Here is a 13,825-nt window from a genome sequence, read left to right as displayed (position 1 = left end):
GCCCGTTGCAATAGCAGGCTCTGACGGCAAGTTGCCGTTACAAATCAGCCAGCAACGGCTCTACTGGGGGAGATCAGCCACGGCAGACAACAGCCAGTTCAACTGGTTTCCAGTGTTACCAACAGCAGGTCGCTGATCACATGGCCAGCCAGTGATTGTCCGGTATGCTGAGTAAACCAACGATGATCCATATGCTTACCCGCAACCAGCAGATCGGCCTCAGTGGCGGTGATCACTTTATTCACCTGACGATTCATCTCACCACTCATGAGCCATTGCCCAGTCACCGGATAATCGACATTGTCGCTAATAAACTCGGCCATCATCTGTTGGCGTTTAGGTTGAATACGCGCCGACAGGTCGAGTCCTAACTCAATCTCTTCCAAAGAGGAGTCGCCGATCCCGGGTTCCACCATCACAAAGGAGAGTTTAGCGCCGTAGGCACGCGCCAGCGCCGCCCCACGTAAAGCCACTTTTGCCGAATCCACACCTAAATCGATGGCGACTAAAATATGTTTGTATATCACCGACAGCTCCCCTATTTAGACGCCCGCCGATTTGGCAAACAACTGATAACCAGCCCAAGCGGCAAACACACAGCCCACAACATTCAAGCCAATATTCATCGCGAACTTCAGCCACTCCCCCTGCTGCATCAACACCACATTGTCCATAGAGAAGGTAGAGAAAGTGGTCAAAGCGCCTAGAAACCCCAGTCCAACCACAGGGCGCCACGGCGCAGCCACCAAGGTACCGTTCTCCAGCAGGGCAAACAGGCCTCCCATCATCAGGCTACCGGCAATATTCACCGTCAACGTGCCATAGGGAAACCCTTTACCAAACAGTGCCACACACCATTGTGAGACAAGAAAACGGCCACAGGCACCGAATGCGCCGCCCAGTGCAACAAAAGCTAAGGTGGTCCACTGCGACATAAAGGCTGGCTCCTGAATTGCAAAGATAATGTACGAGATGAATCGCTTAACAACCCGCTTGGCCAATGATAATGACCAATTTACAACGAGTTGCAATCACTGGATCATAGCATCCCAGCAAAGCGATGCAGTGACAACGCCAAGATCGAGAAACAAAAAACGGGCCGTAGCCCGTTTATCCAGTCAACGTGCCTGATTAAGCGAGTGTAATGCGGGCAAACTTACGCTTACCAACCTGATAAACCGCCGTACCGGCAGTCAATTCCACTTTCGCGTCAGCCACTTTGTCGCCATCAATCTTCACTGCGCCCTGTTTGACCATCCGCAACGCTTCCGATGTACCACCTACCAAGCCCGCTTCTTTCAGCAGGTTCGCCAGCGGTAAGCCGATGTCAAAACTGAACTCAGGCATCTCATCAGGTATCGCGTTCTTCTGAAAACGCTGAATAAAGTCCTGATGCGCACCCTCTGCTGCGGCTTCGTCGTGGAAACGAGCAATGATCTCTTTCGCTAACAAGATCTTATAATCACGCGGGTTAGCACCATTGGCGATCGCCTCACGGAACTCCGCCAACTCGCCCAACGGACGGAAGCTCAACAGATCAAAGTAATCCCACATCAAATCATCAGAGATAGACATGATCTTACCGAACATATCGTTCGGCGCGTCACTGATGCCGATGTAGTTATTCGCCGATTTGGACATCTTCTTGACGCCGTCCAAGCCAACTAACAGCGGCATCATCACCACACACTGGGCTTTCTGACCCGCATCTTTCTGCAGTTCACGCCCCATCAGCAGGTTGAACTTCTGATCGGTACCGCCCAGTTCAACATCCGCTTTCAGCGCTACTGAGTCATAGCCCTGCAACAACGGATACATAAACTCATGGATGGCAATCGGTTGGCTATCGGCATAACGCTTTTTAAAGTCATCACGCTCTAGCATGCGCGCCACGGTTTGCTTGGAAGCCAAGCGGATCATCCCCTCAGCACCCAGCTCGTTCAACCAGCTTGAGTTAAACTCGATGCGGGTTTTATCCGCATCCAGGATCTTAAAGATCTGCTCTTTATATGTTTCCGCGTTCTGCAGTACGTCTTCACGAGTCAAAGGGGGGCGCGTGCTGTTTTTGCCTGAAGGATCACCCACCATGGCAGTAAAATCGCCGATCAGGAAAACCACTTCATGCCCCAGCTGCTGAAACTGACGCAGCTTATTCATGATCACCGTATGACCCAGATGAATATCCGGCGCAGTCGGATCGGCACCCAGCTTAATAATGAGTGGGCGACCTTCTTTGAGCTTGGCCACCAACTCCTCTTCTACCAGGATCTCTTCGGCGCCTCGCTTGATTTCGGCCAATGCCGCTTGCCAGTCACTCATTAGGATATTTCTCCGTGAAAACTATCAATTCAAAATTCAGGGGGGGATTGTACGAAATGGCGCCGCAAAGGGAAACAGTGTATGCTGGGCGCGATAGTTGCATTGGCGTTATACTAGTCAATGTACCGGTTTTATAGCGATGTACAAGCAAGATCCTGATATGAATGCTTATATTGAACAGCTGCCTAAACAGCACAAAGTACTGGTAGCCATTATCAGTGTCATTACCCTACTGCTGCTTTTTATGCCGGCAGAAGACGCCAGCGCTTCCCGTAACACTGAAGCGTCACTAGAGCTTGGCAAGCGTTATCCCCTGCCGCTGGAAATCGCCCCCGTTGACGATGCCGTGCAACAACAAGCGAACCAGCCTGCACCACTGCCAGAACTCAGCTGGCAAACCTTTACCGTGAAAAGCGGTGATTCACTGGCAAAGATCTTCCAGCGTGCCGGTTTCAGCCCTCGCACCCTGCACAACATTGCCAACTTAGGTGACAGCACCAAGGCACTGAAAAAAATTCATCCCGGCGACCAACTTAAATTTGGCGCCGATCGTGACGGCCAATTGATCCAGCTGGTTTATCCGCAGGACAAGATCAATACCTTGACGGTGACCCGTTACGACGACACATACGTTGCAGAGCAACACGCCAAACAGGTCGAAACCCGTACCAATTTTGCCGCCGCAACCATCACCAGCAATTTCTATAATGCCGGAGTGGATGCAGGCCTTAGCCCAAATCAGATCATGAGCCTGGCAACCATTTTTGGCTGGGATGTGGATTTTGCTTTGGACCTGCGTAAAGGCGATAGTTTTAGCGTGATGTACGAAGAGCGCTTTGCTGATGGTGAGATGGTTGGCGAAGGCGCCATTGTTGCCGCAGAGTTTATCAACCAAGGCGACAGCTTTCAGGCAGTACGCCATACCGACGGCGTATATTACTCTCCTGACGGTAAAGCGATGAAGAAAGCTTTCCTCCGAGCGCCGGTTAACTTCAAGTACATCAGTTCCAGTTTTAATCCGCGCCGCTTGCATCCGGTCACCGGCAAAGTGCGAGCCCACAACGGCATCGATTACGCCGCTAAAACCGGTACGCCCGTCATGGCTGCGGGTGATGGCCGGGTAACCAAATCAGGTTACAACAAGCTCAATGGTAATTATGTTTTCATCAAACACGGTGAAGGCGTGATCACTAAGTATCTGCACCTGCATAAGCGTCATGTAAAAACCAACGCCAGAGTCAAACAGGGACAGAAGATTGGTACTGTCGGTGCAACAGGCCGTGTGACTGGCGCGCACCTGCATTACGAATTCCTGGTGAACGGCGTGCACAGAAATCCTCGCACCGTGAAGTTGCCCGATGCTAAGCCGATCAAAGCCAGCGATAAAAAGTCATTTATCGCCCATGCCGAGACCATGATCTCGCAACTCAATGCTAACCGTCGCCTACTACTGGCAATGCAGCAGGGGTAATGGCCGGTTACTATATTGGCCTAATGTCCGGAACCAGCATGGATGGTATTGATGCCGTGCTGGTGGACTTTTCACAACCCCAACCCGCTATTCTCGCTAGTCACCAGCATCCGCTACCGGAACAGCTGGTGTCTGGTTTACACCAGTTATGCCAACCCGCAGCCAATGAGATCAATCGCCTCGGCGCGATGGATCGAGAGCTAGGGCAGTTGTTCGCTGAAGCGGTTAATGCCCTTCTGGCAAAAACCGATATTCCAGCCAGCGAAATCACCGCCATCGGCAGTCATGGCCAAACCGTACGTCACCACCCCCACAGCTGTAAGGGCTTCACCCTGCAACTGGGCGATGCCAACACCATTGCCGTAGAAACCGGTATCGATGTGGTGGCCGATTTCCGCCGCAAAGATATTGCGCTGGGTGGCCAGGGCGCACCGCTGGTTCCCGCTTTTCACCATGCGCTATTGGCTAGCCCTGAGTGCGACCGCGTAATTCTGAACATTGGTGGCGTAGCCAATATCACCTGGTTACCCGCCACTGACCACACCGTATTAGGGTTTGATACCGGCCCCGGAAACACCCTGATGGATCAGTGGTGCTTAAAACATCAAGGCAAGCCCTACGATAATAATGGTGAATGGGGCGCCACAGGGACGGTGAGCAAGCCGCTGCTGAAACAGCTATTAAGTGAAGATTACTTCGAGCTGCCAGCACCCAAAAGCACTGGCCGTGAACTGTTCAATCTGTCCTGGTTGCAGCACCGATTAGACACCTTCAGTGCCTTACCACCGCAAGATGTGCAAGCTACATTGTGTGCTTTAACCGTACACAGTATCGCCGAACAGATAGCACAACTGCCGCTTGCGGATAACAAGCAACGCGCGGAACTCTGGATCTGCGGCGGCGGTGCCCGAAATGCACAACTGGTCTCAGGGTTGCAGCAAGCCCTGCCGCAGCTGAGTGTCGCGCCACTGGACGCCCTAGGTGTTTCTGCCGACGATCTCGAGGCCCTGGCGTTTGCCTGGCTGGCCTACCGCCATATTAACCGCCTGCCCGGTAACCTGCCAGCGGTCACTGGCGCGAGTCGCCCAGCCATTTTAGGCGCGCTATTCCCCGCGGGCTGACATTTCCCGCAAACTGACATTCCCTGCAAACTGACATTCCCTCCAAACTGACAAAGCAACTTCTACCTTCTAGGCTTCTGATACAACACCACACATCGCCCAAACAAGGTGGTTGCTATGCAACGAGACACACCGAATAAATTTAGTCCCACGACACTCGCCCTGCACTGGATCGTTGGACTGATGATGATCACACTCTTAGCCATCGGCGTTTTCATGGTCGAAACAAAAGCCTATGCCCTCTATCCATGGCACAAATCATTTGGCTTTATCATCTTCTTCATTGTCCTTATTCGCGTGTTCTGGCGAGTCACCAATGGCTGGCCAACCCCCGCCGGGAAATATAGCCAGATAGAACACCTGCTGGCGAAAGTCGTTCACTGGGCGCTGATCCTCGGCACTGTGTTTATGCCCATCTCCGGCGCTATCATGTCGACAATGGGTGGCCATGGCTTAATGGTATTCGGCATGGAAATCGTAGCAATGAATCCCGATCCTGCGGATCCGAGCAAAGTGATCCCCCACATTGCGGCTATCGCTTCTTTTGCTCATGCCTGCCACAGCTGGCTCGGCTATCTGGTTATCGCCGCCGTTGTGCTGCATATCGTCGGCGCACTTAAGCACCACATCATCGATAAAGACGGCACCCTGAAGCGCATATTTGGCGCAAAAATCTAGCCCTTGATTTAGCCTCTGGATGTGATATCAGCCAATACACAAGCTAAAACAGCAGGTTATGATGCGATTATGAAGCCTAATGAGGCGTGATAGATAGCATCGATCCGCTATCTGATTAGACCTACGATGTATAACTATCTAGCGTTAGAGTAAATTTATGCCAGTAATCGAACTATACAATGAGTTTCGTAATAGGTTCCCTGAAATCACAACAAAAGCTGATAGGGTGCATATCAAATATTGGGGAGATCTTAACCCTGAGTTTGCTTATTCATGGTTTGAAAGCTTGGCAAATACAATAAATAACGAAATGGCAAAGTGCATATCAGCCTCCAAGTACGCAGGCGTCTTTAGATACATTTGTGTCCAATGGAAAACGGGTGATGAAGAAATTAAAAACTGTATCGATGTAGCGTTTACAGAAAATTTGTTCTATCAAATTAAACCAGAGAAAATTGAGCCATATTGGAAAATACTACCCAGAGAGATAAAGTCTTTGTATGTTAACTTCCATGGCCATCACCCACTCTAACCAGAGCATGTTGCGGACAGTCATTACGCGTGGAATTTTGTGCGCGCAAATACAGGCGTTATACGTTTTAAGAAGGATTATCCATGACATGTGAGTGTGCGAAATATGATCACATCACTATGGATCGCGCAGCTATATCCAAGCGCGTTAGGGAAACGAAAAAACTACGCACTTGGCTAAAACCATTAGCGCGCAGCAATGACAAAGAGCATGAACTGTTTGTTTGCGAGGCGTGCTCGCAGTATTGGCAAAGTAGCCGAGCTTGGAACTGGGGAAACGATGTCTACTGCTTCAAGGTTCCGCAAACAACCGTTGATGAATGGTTACTACTAAGGTTTGTTAGTCCTGACGAGCTAATGGTTTATGGGTACGCAGTATCTGATTTTCTTAATAGCGGTATCGAGTTGGGTGATGTTGAGTGCAACGAGACGGATTGCACATCTAAAGCCATTGGTGGATTAAAGAAGTGTGTCAATCATCACCTAGCTAACTTACAGCAGGTTGGCTCATTTCCGTCAGAACCAGAGGGACGTTGGTTTTTTCCTTATGAAGAAAGAAATTTCAAACCAAACGTATAACAAGAAAAACCATTGGGACAAGTTAAGCAGCGCGGCTTTGCAGCTAACTTGATCCCTGTTTTAGGCGTTAAGTCGCTGCTTTGAATATGGAGTAAACTCAAATCAGATCTGATTTATACTATTCACCTCCTGTGGAATGGAGGCGAGAATACGTAATTCAAAGGTATGAGCAGCTAGCTAAATCTTTGAGGGTATGTCAGCCCATTAGCTTTGATGGCGTATCTAAAACTTCTCCGTCGGTATCGTCTAAGCATGCCCTTTGGGCCATATCACATGCTGTTGCCAAGGGGGATGAAGCTGCGATTAAGATAGCAAAGCAATTTGTTTTAGCTGATGTGTATTTTCATTACTCTGGTTTTATAAGGGCAACGATGGCTCGAAGGTTAAAGTCAGCAAACCTCTCTCTGCATGACCGAGAGGAGTTGAGAGAAGGACTTTACAAGCTATTCTACTCTGGGCAGTTTGGGCCAGAGTACAAAGAATTTTGCCGACTTCTTAGGCGTATTGGCCTAGGACACATGAAAGAAAAGTACAAAGAGCTAGGAAATATGGGGGGTAAACAGGTCAAGTTACTCAACTATTTAACGGCAGCAACTTAACAAGAAAAATCATTTGGACTAGTTATACAGCGCGGCTTTGCCGCTAACTTGCCCGTTATTTGGGCATTAAACCTCAATTCGTGAAATTAAAAGAGTAATGGAATCTAAAAAAAGTGCTATCAGACAGCAGGCTGATGAGATCAAACCATATCAGTGTAAAAACCTAATAGTTGTTTTAGAGAATCCAATGGATCCTAAAAATATTGGGTCAGTGATAAGAAATGTTAATGCTCTTGGGGCTGAGAAAATTTATATCGTCGATAGTGGTAAAACTCTCCCAGATGAATGGGAAAAAATTAGAGAACGAAAAACTATCTATAAAGTCTCGGTATCCGCTTCAAAGTGGACGTTTGTAAAGAGGTTTGATAGCACTGAGCAGTGCTTGGAGCACCTCAAAAAGAAACGGTTTACTTCAATCGTCACTTCTCCCCACGTCAAGGGCAAAGATAACTTCATCTTGCACGAAACTAATTACACTCACCCTAAGCTAGCCGTTTGGTTCGGAAATGAATCGAGAGGGATCAGCGATCTTGCAGTAGAGAGTAGTGATTTCTGTGTTTCTATTCCCATGTTCGGAATGATTGAAAGCCTCAACCTGGCTACTACAACAGGTATAGTTCTCTATGAGATCACTAAACAGCGACGAGCATACCAAGCAAAATATAAGCGTGCTAATCGAGGGCCTAAGGCCTAACAAGAAAAACCATTGTGATAACTTTTACAGTACGGCTTTGTCGCTAACTTGTTCCCAGTTTTAGGCATTAGAAACGCTACAATGATTAAAAGCGCAGACGAGTTCTTCCCAGCTCAGAAACTGCGATATTCAACAAAACATCAGCGTCATTTAGCAATCAGATCAACTCAGTGCAACCGCTCAATCAAGAAACCCAATGTAGCCCTGCAACACAATCAAATTTACGATATCGATAAAGAAAGCGCCCACCACAGGGACAACGATAAATGCCTGTGGTGAGGGCCCATTGCGCGCGGTGAGCGCACTCATATTCATCACTGCCGTCGGGGTGGCGCCCATACCAAAACCACATTGTCCGGCAGAGATAATCGCGGCATCGTAACTTTTACCCATGGCTCGAAAGGTCACGATAACCACGAAAGTGATAACCAGCAGGGTTTGTGCGACAAGAATTATCAACAAGGGCAATGCGAGGTTAAACAGTTCCCAAAGTTTCAAACTCATTAGCGCCATCGCCAAAAATAGCGTCAGGCATAGGGTACTCACCACATCCAGCACTTCGTTGTTAATAGTGTAGAGCTTGCTAACGTCGAGCAGATTGGAGAGCACCACACCAATAAACAAGGCGTAAACAAATTGCGGCATATTTAGCCAAGGAATATCGAGTGACACCACCCAGGTTTGCAACTCCATTGCACCCACAGCACAAAGCAGCAACAAAAACAGTATTTCAGCCAAATTGGTGGCCGACACGCGATCTTCTTCGCGGCGGTCGTAGGTCATCACCTTTTTATCTTTCAGATGGTGATTTTCTTTGTGGTTATAGCCTTCCCTGAGTTTATATTTGTTGATCAAACCCTGCCCTACAGGGCCACCCACCACACCACCAATGATCAAGCCAAACGTTGCGGCTGCCATGGCGAACTCCATCGTATTCAGGCCATAGTTTTCAGCAAACGTCTGCGACCAAGCCGCACCAGTTCCGTGGCCACCAGAGAGGGAGATAGAGCCCGCCACAAGTCCCATCAAGGGATCTAATCCGAGAGTTGCAGCTAACCCCACGCCGACGGCGTTTTGCAGGATCAGGAATAGCATCGCCAGCAGGAGTAAGACAAAGACCTGACGGCCCCCTTTTAGCAGCATTTTATAACTGGCAGAGAGCCCTACCGCGCTGAAAAAGAACAGCATTAAAATATCTTTCATCGGCACACTGAATTCGACCTGGATCCCCTGATACTTCAGCACCGTAACCAGAACCGCGACCACCAAACCACCGACAATCGGCTCAGGGATATTAAACTTCTTCAGTGCTGCAATCGAAGAGCAAAGGGCTCGACCGATAAATAAAACGAGGATGACAAGAATAAAAGAGTGCAACGCGCCGATCTGATAAGTGGTTTCCATCGATATCTCTCAAAGACAATGAGCTAAGCGTGACGAGAGCACCAACAAACTAAATAGTGCAGTGGTGATTTAAGCGTAGCCCAAAACTATAAGTGATTAAGTTAAGTCTCCGGTTAATATAGAAATTGTTGAGCTAGCGCGGCTCTATCGCAGATAGTTGCAGGCAAACCGTTAGCAGGCAAATTGATGAGTGCAGCACACCAAGCCTACGGCTCGGTGTCCCCGCCTAAGTCAATAACCGCTAGCCACAGCACTTTTTATATTTCTTGCCGCTGCCACAGACACAGGGCTCGTTGCGGGCAGGCACTTTCTCAACTTTAACGGTGTCACTTTTAGCCAATAACACAGTCAGTGCAGCAATCGATTCTTCAGCACCATCACGCGTGTCGACGGTGACTTGACCATACAACTGAGCCTCCGCCAGTTGCGCTTCGATCGCTAGTTTGCGCTCCTCACTGGTGACCACCAAGCTAAGAGGAAATTTCTTGCTGCCAGGCTTTTGGTTGGCTTTGGTCTGGTAACCTGACTGAACGTGGTTAACCCGCGCATCCTGACGCCCTTTGAAGAAAAATTTATCTGACATGTTCTGTTCCTGATCGCTGAAAATGGGTGGTTTAAACAGTTAAAACGGACAAACGCTACGGCCATGGATCGGCAAACCACTGGTGGGATGCGCAAACTGTAATTCTGTCGCATGCAGCAATAGCCGTTCAGCCATAGGTTCACTGCGTGAATTTTTATACAGATCGCAACCCAGTATAGGGTGCCCTATGGCTTGGCTGTGGATCCGCAATTGATGAGTTCGGCCAGTTTTTGGGGAAAAGCGCACACGGCAACGATCTGGCTGCTGCAGGCGTTCTAGCACTTGATATTCACTTCGCGCGGGCTTGCCGCTCTCTGAGCATACCTTGAGCAGCGGGAAGTTAGGCTTGTCTTTGGCAATAGGAAGGTCGATAACGCCCTGCTCATTCTCCAATTGCCCCTCTAAGATAGCGATATAGCTTTTGCTGACACTACGGGCCTGAAACTGCTTGCTGAGCTCAGCTGTGGCCCGCTTGTGCAACGCTGCCACCATGATCCCCGACGTGCCAAAATCTAAGCGATGAACTAGTGCTGCTATGGGAAACGCTTGTAGCTCCTCAGTATTGGCAGGCCTTGCGAATAGCCCCTTTAGTTGGCCCGTCACTAGGCGATAGTGCACGGAATCTTTATTCAGCGGGTGCTTACCTGACAAGCTGAGTAAGCCTGTAGGCTTGTCGAGCAACAGAATGTCATCATCCTGATAAAGAATACGGATCTCACCATGACACAGCGGTGCAATAAACTCATCAACAGGTGCAGATGGCGAAACAGTCACAATCACAAGCGCCTATAGGCAGCAGAAAGGGCGCGCATTATCGCACGGACTTGCCTCACTCGGTAAAGAAAACAAACCAGCGGCTTGCTAAAGGAGAAAGTCAAAAGGCCGCCAAAGCAATGGCAGCCTAGGGAATTTAGACAGAGAACGAAGAGCCACAACCACAGGTCGTGGTAGCGTTGGGGTTATTAACAAAGAATCGAGAGCCTTCCAGGCCTTCGGTGTAATCCACTTCCCCACCTACAAGATATTGCAGGCTCATCGGGTCGATCACCAAGGTGACGCCCTCTTTGTCGATGGTGGTATCACCTTCGTTCACTTTCTCGTCAAAGGTGAAGCCGTACTGGAATCCAGAACAACCACCACCAGTAACATAGACCCGCAGCTTCAGTGCTGGGTTTTCTTCCTCTTCGATCAGGCGCTTCACTTTATGCGCAGCTGATTCAGAGAATCCGATCGGTGTGGCCTCGGCGGCTAACGACATTTTTAAACCCTTTTCATCAAACAACGGCGAAATTATCTAATACCTGAGTGTTACGTTCAAGTATTGTCCAACAATTGTTGCCAGGTATACATCTTGGCGGTACTACTGGCTTTGCGCGAGCCACGCTTTGGCAGGCTCGCCCGGATCTCTACCCGCTCAGGCACAAAGCCCTCCGGCAGGGTAAAAGCACCCTCAATTTCCTGGAAATAACGGAAGCTGAATTTTTGCTGCTTATCTGTTAATCCGGCCAGTTCAGCGAGATTGAGCGTCGCAGGCTCGCCCGTCTGGCTGCCCTCAATGCGCAACTCTATCGCGCCTTTGGCAAACTGCTTCGAGCGTTTTAACTGCATCAATACCAGTCGAAAGCGGAAAAAGCCAGCGCTGGCAGTGGCACTAATGCCAAACTCATCGATCACCACGCCACTGGCTTCTTTTTCCGGTGCCATGATCTTGCGGTAGAAGGTCAGCTCGCGACGCTGCTCATAGATCTCGTTAAGGTGAGCAACCATCTCCTGCTGCATCGCGGCATTGGCCGCTTGCTCCACTTGCAACTCAGCGGTCAATCCTTCGATTTGGCTTTCTAACCTGACCTGCGTGGTGGCACCTTGGTCGGCTTGCGTCTGCCAGCCGTTCAATTGATTAAACAGTGAGGTTTTACCAAACTCACCGATCATCAGCCCCACCATTAGCGCACACCACACCCCCAGCAAGGGTTTGCGATGATCTCGCACCCACTGGAGAAAACTGATCGTCCCGTTACGAAAACGGTTTAAATTATCGTTATCATTCACTGATTCATGTAATCTATTGTTAATGTTGACTCATTATTGCCAGACTATGCACCTAATTAGGCATACAACACAGTCAAGCAGATACTGACAAAGGCATGGATAAGCTACCACTAATCAAGCATCTGAGATATTCGCTCTCTTTCCCTAGTGTAACGGTTTATCACTGTTTCATGGGATTGGTTGGCGGAATTTCTGCTGCCACACTTATCCTGATATTTCGCTTTCTTGTAGAATTTTGCCAGCACGCCATTCTCGGTCCCAATAAAGACTTTACCACGCTACCCGGCTGGGCGAACTTTATCTTACCCCTCAGTGGCGCCGCACTGATCTTGATCCTCGCCCTGACCATGGGGGTAAAATATTATCGACTCGGTATCCCCTTTGTCATCTATCGCGTTAAGTTTCATCATGGATTAATTCCCCTACGTAATACCATTAATCAGTTTCTTGGCGCCGCACTGTCTCTGATTTGTGGCTTCTCCGTCGGGCGAGAAGGCCCTGCGGTACATATGGGGGCGGCGGGCAGTGCAATGATCGGCCACTACCTCCGCCTGCCTTACAATGCCACCCGGATAATGGCAGCCAGCGGCATCGCCGCGGGTATCTCCGCATCATTTAATACCCCACTGGCCGCGGTCATTTTCGTTATGGAAGTGGTACTTCGCGAATACAAAGTACACATGTTCTTGCCGATTATGCTGGCATCGGCCTGTGGTTCGATCATGAGCCGCCTGGCCTTCGGCGAGTCACACACTTTTGAGGGGCTGGATTTTGTCATCCTCGATCAGTTGCATCACGTGCCGTTTTTACTCCTTTCTGGTGTCATCATTGGCTGCATGGCGGCACTGTTTAATCAGTTATTACTGATATGCATGCGCAGTGGTCAAAAGCTGCCCTTTTCAGCGCGGATCTTGACGGCGGCCATCGCGACTGGGGTGTTAGCGACAATGTTCCCAGAGATCATGGGCACAGAGGACGCATCGCTGGGTTTGGCGTTAAGCGAATCACCGGCGATGACGCTGCTTATTGGCGTGTTTGTCGGCAAGATGGTGGCAACGGTGCTAGCCATTGGCTTGGGTATTCCTGGCGGGATCATTGGCCCACTATTCGCACTTGGGGGGCTGGCCGGAATGATTGCGCTGCAAATCATGCTGCCTATCGCCCCTGATCTCGCCTCTCATCAGGGAGTCTATGTGGTGATAGGCATGGCTTCGATGATGGGCGCGTCACTGAATGCACCGATGGCAGCCTTGGTAGCGATCCTGGAGCTGACCAACACACCAGCAGTTATCGTACCGGCGATGCTGGTATTAATTTCGGCACAGTTGGTCGCCAGTCAGGTGTTTCGATCCCGCTCCGCCTTTTTAACCCAGATGGAGCTGCAACGTCTGCCGTATCAGATCTCACCTGTGGTACTTAACCTGCAAAAGATTGGTGTGCAGGCTGTCATGCGCAAAGACTTTGTTCTGCTGGAGCGCCCCGATGACAGCGTGATCCAGCATGCGCTGGAGCGCTCTGGCGATCGCCCTGTTCTCCTAATCAATCAAGGAGACCAGCCGTGGCGACTGGCGACGGCTGACAGCACCCAAGAGTGCGGTTACCTGTTAGAGCCGATGCCAGAATTAAGTGTTCGTCGCACGCTCGGCGACGTATATGAACAGCTATCAAAGAATCGCCGAGGCGCAGTAATCATCCATGCCGGTGACACTAACACGCCGATTGGTGTGGTGAATTGGCAGCACCTGACCCAACGTCTGCATACAGATCTCGGCTAGGGTCAATTCTCGCTGTCGATTT

General features: G+C 49.8%; 15 protein-coding genes. 7 read left to right on the top strand and 8 right to left on the bottom strand.

The window, feature by feature from the left end; genetic code table 11:
• Positions 1-98: 98 nt before the first annotated feature.
• The 3 genes from DU002_RS03940 to tyrS form a co-directional block, all read right to left on the bottom strand.
• A complete protein-coding gene (locus DU002_RS03940) occupies positions 99-527 on the bottom strand; it encodes a universal stress protein (RefSeq protein WP_158537954.1) in 429 nt (142 codons plus the stop codon).
• A 15-nt stretch (positions 528-542) separates the two neighbouring features.
• Complete coding sequence (gene crcB, locus DU002_RS03935; protein ID WP_114337058.1) at positions 543-935, bottom strand: fluoride efflux transporter CrcB; 393 nt, start codon at positions 933-935, stop codon at positions 543-545.
• 196 nt (positions 936-1,131) lie between these two features.
• Entirely contained in the window at positions 1,132-2,319 is a 1,188-nt protein-coding gene (gene tyrS, locus DU002_RS03930) for a tyrosine--tRNA ligase (protein ID WP_114337057.1), read from the bottom strand.
• Positions 2,320-2,479: 160 nt separating this feature from the next.
• Here tyrS and DU002_RS03925 point away from each other — a divergent pair, with 160 nt between their 5' ends.
• The 6 genes from DU002_RS03925 (at position 2,480) to DU002_RS03895 (ending at position 7,992) form a co-directional block, all read left to right on the top strand.
• Positions 2,480-3,790, top strand: coding sequence for a peptidoglycan DD-metalloendopeptidase family protein (locus DU002_RS03925; protein WP_114337379.1), 1,311 nt, complete (start codon positions 2,480-2,482; stop codon positions 3,788-3,790).
• Positions 3,790-4,911 (top strand): anhydro-N-acetylmuramic acid kinase, encoded by a 1,122-nt coding sequence (locus DU002_RS03920; protein ID WP_114337056.1) that lies wholly within the window; start codon positions 3,790-3,792, stop codon positions 4,909-4,911. The genes DU002_RS03925 and DU002_RS03920 overlap by 1 nt, the downstream gene beginning before the upstream one ends.
• Positions 4,912-5,028: 117 nt before the next feature.
• Positions 5,029-5,589: a cytochrome b gene (locus DU002_RS03915; RefSeq protein WP_114337055.1), complete on the top strand. Its 561-nt coding sequence runs from the start codon at positions 5,029-5,031 to the stop codon at positions 5,587-5,589.
• Positions 5,590-5,746: 157 nt separating this feature from the next.
• Positions 5,747-6,121 (top strand): DUF7674 family protein, encoded by a 375-nt coding sequence (locus DU002_RS03910; RefSeq protein WP_114337054.1) that lies wholly within the window; start codon positions 5,747-5,749, stop codon positions 6,119-6,121.
• Positions 6,122-6,204: 83 nt separating this feature from the next.
• Positions 6,205-6,699, top strand: coding sequence for a hypothetical protein (locus tag DU002_RS03905; RefSeq protein WP_114337053.1), 495 nt, complete (start codon positions 6,205-6,207; stop codon positions 6,697-6,699).
• A gap of 696 nt (positions 6,700-7,395) precedes the next feature.
• Complete coding sequence (locus DU002_RS03895; protein WP_114337051.1) at positions 7,396-7,992, top strand: TrmH family RNA methyltransferase; 597 nt, start codon at positions 7,396-7,398, stop codon at positions 7,990-7,992.
• Positions 7,993-8,172: 180 nt separating this feature from the next.
• Here the strand turns inward: DU002_RS03895 and gltS are convergent, their stop codons facing one another.
• The 5 genes from gltS to DU002_RS03870 all read right to left on the bottom strand — a co-directional run bounded on the left by gltS (position 8,173) and on the right by DU002_RS03870 (position 12,028).
• Positions 8,173-9,396: a sodium/glutamate symporter gene (gene gltS, locus DU002_RS03890; protein WP_114337050.1), complete on the bottom strand. Its 1,224-nt coding sequence runs from the start codon at positions 9,394-9,396 to the stop codon at positions 8,173-8,175.
• A 241-nt stretch (positions 9,397-9,637) separates the two neighbouring features.
• Positions 9,638-9,979 carry a PBPRA1643 family SWIM/SEC-C metal-binding motif protein gene (locus tag DU002_RS03885; RefSeq protein WP_114337049.1) on the bottom strand — a complete coding sequence of 114 codons (342 nt, stop codon included), beginning with the start codon at positions 9,977-9,979 and terminating at the stop codon, positions 9,638-9,640.
• 39 nt (positions 9,980-10,018) lie between these two features.
• Positions 10,019-10,753 (bottom strand): RluA family pseudouridine synthase, encoded by a 735-nt coding sequence (locus tag DU002_RS03880; protein ID WP_233496410.1) that lies wholly within the window; start codon positions 10,751-10,753, stop codon positions 10,019-10,021.
• A 136-nt stretch (positions 10,754-10,889) separates the two neighbouring features.
• Positions 10,890-11,237 (bottom strand): iron-sulfur cluster insertion protein ErpA, encoded by a 348-nt coding sequence (erpA, locus tag DU002_RS03875; RefSeq protein WP_114337047.1) that lies wholly within the window; start codon positions 11,235-11,237, stop codon positions 10,890-10,892.
• Positions 11,238-11,293: 56 nt separating this feature from the next.
• On the bottom strand, positions 11,294-12,028 hold the full coding sequence (locus DU002_RS03870; protein WP_114337046.1) for a DUF6776 family protein: 735 nt from the start codon (positions 12,026-12,028) through the stop codon (positions 11,294-11,296).
• A 95-nt stretch (positions 12,029-12,123) separates the two neighbouring features.
• Between DU002_RS03870 and DU002_RS03865 the strand changes: the two genes are divergently transcribed.
• Entirely contained in the window at positions 12,124-13,803 is a 1,680-nt protein-coding gene (locus tag DU002_RS03865) for a chloride channel protein (protein ID WP_114337045.1), read from the top strand.
• Positions 13,804-13,825: the final 22 nt, after the last annotated feature.

This window comes from Corallincola holothuriorum, assembly GCF_003336225.1.
Classification (GTDB): domain Bacteria; phylum Pseudomonadota; class Gammaproteobacteria; order Enterobacterales; family Neiellaceae; genus Corallincola; species Corallincola holothuriorum.
Note: the sequence above shows the minus strand (reverse complement) of the source record. Positions and strands in the feature narration are given on the sequence as shown.